Source organism: Haladaptatus sp. W1, from assembly GCF_001723155.1.
Classification (GTDB): Archaea; Halobacteriota; Halobacteria; order Halobacteriales; family Haladaptataceae; genus Haladaptatus; species Haladaptatus paucihalophilus.
Genome location: NZ_MEIH01000295.1, coordinates 1 through 3,392, shown reverse-complemented (window position 1 = coordinate 3,392; position 3,392 = coordinate 1). Strand labels below are relative to the sequence as shown.

At 54.4% G+C, this 3,392-nt stretch carries 3 protein-coding genes; all 3 read right to left on the bottom strand.

What is annotated here, in order from left to right; genetic code table 11:
• Positions 1-222: 222 nt before the first annotated feature.
• The 3 genes from BG842_RS14720 to BG842_RS29920 all read right to left on the bottom strand — a co-directional run bounded on the left by BG842_RS14720 (position 223) and on the right by BG842_RS29920 (position 3,241).
• Positions 223-840: a GAP family protein gene (locus tag BG842_RS14720; RefSeq protein ID WP_069449179.1), complete on the bottom strand. Its 618-nt coding sequence runs from the start codon at positions 838-840 to the stop codon at positions 223-225.
• A 444-nt stretch (positions 841-1,284) separates the two neighbouring features.
• Positions 1,285-2,313, bottom strand: a complete 1,029-nt coding sequence (locus tag BG842_RS14715; RefSeq protein WP_069451327.1) for an AI-2E family transporter — start codon at positions 2,311-2,313, stop codon at positions 1,285-1,287.
• 565 nt (positions 2,314-2,878) lie between these two features.
• Positions 2,879-3,241: a DUF5518 domain-containing protein gene (locus BG842_RS29920; protein ID WP_175424164.1), complete on the bottom strand. Its 363-nt coding sequence runs from the start codon at positions 3,239-3,241 to the stop codon at positions 2,879-2,881.
• Between the last annotated feature and the right edge of the window lie 151 nt (positions 3,242-3,392).

The window sequence follows — 3,392 nt, the reverse complement described above, 5'->3', positions numbered from 1 at the left end:
GTCCCATCTTGAGATCGCCCCAACGACGGTTCAAGAGACGGACGACAGCCGTGATGATGCGACGAAGGGTGGCGAAGCCATCGACGGTGGCCAGTAGGTGTCGGGATTACAGTATTGGATAGACCGCCAGAATAGTGCTCGTCGGTATACTCTCGGTTCTCAAACGGCTCGTCATTCAACGTGAGCGTCCAAAATCGTGACCGTCAGGGTGGCTTTCTTCGATCACCCCGTGAGGTTGCTGATCGTGATAGCGATGAAAAGCAGGAGGACGATCTCGTTGATGATCCAGGAGTTCGTTTCCATCCAGTCACGCGCTTTCGGCAGGAATGCCTCCGCCCGTTCGCCGAACGCGAGCAAGATCAGTAATGGGAGCGCTAGAATCAAGAGCGTAACTCCGATAAACGGGAGGGCATCTCTCCAGGGTGCCCCTTGCGCCGCGAGATATGAACCAACGGCGGCGGACGTGAGGAGATCACTCGGGAAAAGTCCCATCAGGAGGAATCCAAGCCTGAACGAGAACCGTGGGTTTGCCGATGTGAGCTTCCCCATCCATTTGGGCGGTTCCGTCTCCTCTCTCGTCCGGAAGACGTTTACCATTGCCACCAAGAGCAGGACGAGGATGATAACATAGAGTGTATCGTTTGTTGTGCCTTGTCCAAGTGCACCCTCACCAGCGAAGTAGACGAGAGTCACGACCAGGGAGATCGAGATTGCAGCGCCGAGGACGTATGCGGCGGAGTTCTGTCGCCAGTTTTCACTCGTCGCGAGGAAGATGGCGCTGAGAATCTGTGGCCCCGCAACCATCACAAACGCCAGTGGAAGAACATCGAGAAAGCTCATAGTGATCTCTCTATCTACTCCCCAAATTTTGTGAATGGCAGCTCATCACGGATCGAATTGTGGTGGTCATTTCGCAGTCTCCGTATCTCTACGGCATACACGACGATAATTGGACGCTTTCTCACTACTCCTCATACCGTCACAGTGGTGGTCAACTGAGTAGTACAAAAAAGCGATAGATTGTTCATAAAAACCTTGCTCTTCTGTGTCCCTCCAACCTATAATTATCGAGAAAATACAGTCATTACCTTGTGTTTTGACAAACCAACAAAGGGATGTACCATTGTCCTGGAGTCGCACGAAAGAAATACCCTTGGCGGCGAGAGCACGTGGTAGGCAATACTTACGTCTGATTATAGTAACAGTTCACAAATGCCACCTCGTGTTTGAGCCGTGCTTGAATGGGAGAATCGGAAAAACTGCGCCGATCCCCATTACAGGGAATCACCCCGATCGATTGAGCTCGCCACGTTGTTTCACCAGCAAATCAACGATTTCCTTTGACAATCCGATCAAGACAGGACCGACAAAGAGACCGAGGAACCCGAAGATGGCCACACCACCGAAGATGCCCAAGATGAGAAGCCCAGAGTTGAGACGTGCACCCCGTTGCATCGCAAGTGGTCTGATGAAGTTGTCCGATCCGCTAATGATGAGGGAACCGTACACAAGTAGTCCCACTGCTTCTGGAATGCTGCCAACGAAGAGAAGGTAGATCACCGCCGGAATCCAGACGAATGAGGCCCCAATCACTGGGAGCAGCGACAAGACGAACGTGACCACGCCCCAGAAGACGAGATCGTCGAATCCGATGACGAGGAACCCAAGGACTGTCAGTATCGCCTGCACGCCGGCAACGATGACGTTGCCGACCACTGCGGCCCACAGGAGGTCGTCGGTGCGTGCGATCAGTTCAGTCGTCACGTCCGGGTCGAACGGAGCGGCTGTTCGAACCCAGTTGACGAACTGCTCTCCATCCCGTAAGAGATAGAAGAAGGTGAAGAGGAAGATCACGGTTTCGACGACGAACGCCGGGATACCGCCGACGATCTCGACAATACTCCCCAGAAGTCCCCGAATACCGGTTTCGATTGCGCCGGATAGCGGTTCGATGAGAGTCGAGAGGTCGGCCTGTGTTCCGAACAACTCCTGAAAGTACGCTTCGACAGTTGCGATGTCGGGGAGTTCGGCTCCCTGTGCCAGCGCGGCTCCTTGGTCGACCGCGACGCTGACTATCAACAGGAGAGGAACGAGAACGACGACGACCGTGATAAGTATCGTTACGACCGCTCCGATTGTCGCACCCCATCGGCGCGAGAGTCGGTCGTTTATCGGTTCGACGAGATATGCCATTAATCCGCCAAATAGGATAGCCTGGAAAAAGGGCAACACGAGGACGATCGTGAGCGTGCCGACGACTAAGAGAAGAAGCCGGAGGGCGGTCGTCGAGGACAGGTCGTCACCTTCGGTCATGGTCGGTTGTCACTGTCTCCTCCCAGTTGACGCTGCCATTGACCCAGTCCCGATGGTGGCGTCACAAGTGAGAACAAAGTCGACGAGACCGCGTTGCACGACGCGTGATTGGTCGGTCGGCGTGATCCTTCCCTGGTCCTCCCTGCAGGTTTCTCCCTCTGCATCCCCCAATCCCAACAGTCTGACAATCCCGGTGATAATAGACCTTGCGTCGACGGCTTGCCCGCTGGGGCGGGTAATCACTGTTTCTCCAACTGTCCCTCGAAGGCAAGGCAATCCTATACTAAGAGACGTTATTTCCGCTGGTGAGGAAGATCACCACGAGAGGGAAGCGTTCCGGGCGTTCCAACCCGTCTCCGATTCGCGATTAGATTCACCATTAGGTTTTCACGAAGCCGCCATCGACATTGGCACAAACAACCTCTTCGTGTGTTCCACAGCGACTAGTTTCCTGCGTAAAATTCTCAAGTTGCCACTGTGGAGTCGGATAGCCGACCCCAACGGAGGAGTCCTCGCGCTTCAGCGCGGGAGAATGGTACGTCAGCGGACCTCTGCTCTCGCTGGTTCACGAGTCGTGGTGCGGCGATCTTTCACCCATCCGCCAACGGCCAGCAATAGCACCCGGGATCGCTGCTAGGAGCAGGATAAAGAGGCCGAACGAGAACCCTACAATGGCCGGAACAAGACCGGCAAAGAGGACGCCGAATATCGCCCACACAATGAGGAGCACGACACTCCCGATGATGGTGGCGAGTCCGCCGTGTATCGCACCACGTCCCGCACCGACGACCATGTAGCCGGCGACGACGCCTCCCATGAGTCCGGGTATTGCATACACGAGTGTCGTTAACTGTGTAAGGGGAACGAGCCAAACGATGAGTAGTCCGAGACGAACGCGGTCGCGAATCCGGTGAGTACTGCTCTCCAATTGATGTCCATGATCATCTGATTATAGGCGCTCCATCATGTTAAATATTCTATAAAAATGTCTGACCCATCCGAGGTTTACGTTTCCTCTTTTTTCCTTCACACAGCCACACATTTGGCTACAGATTGAGACTATCTGTGGACATTCGAAT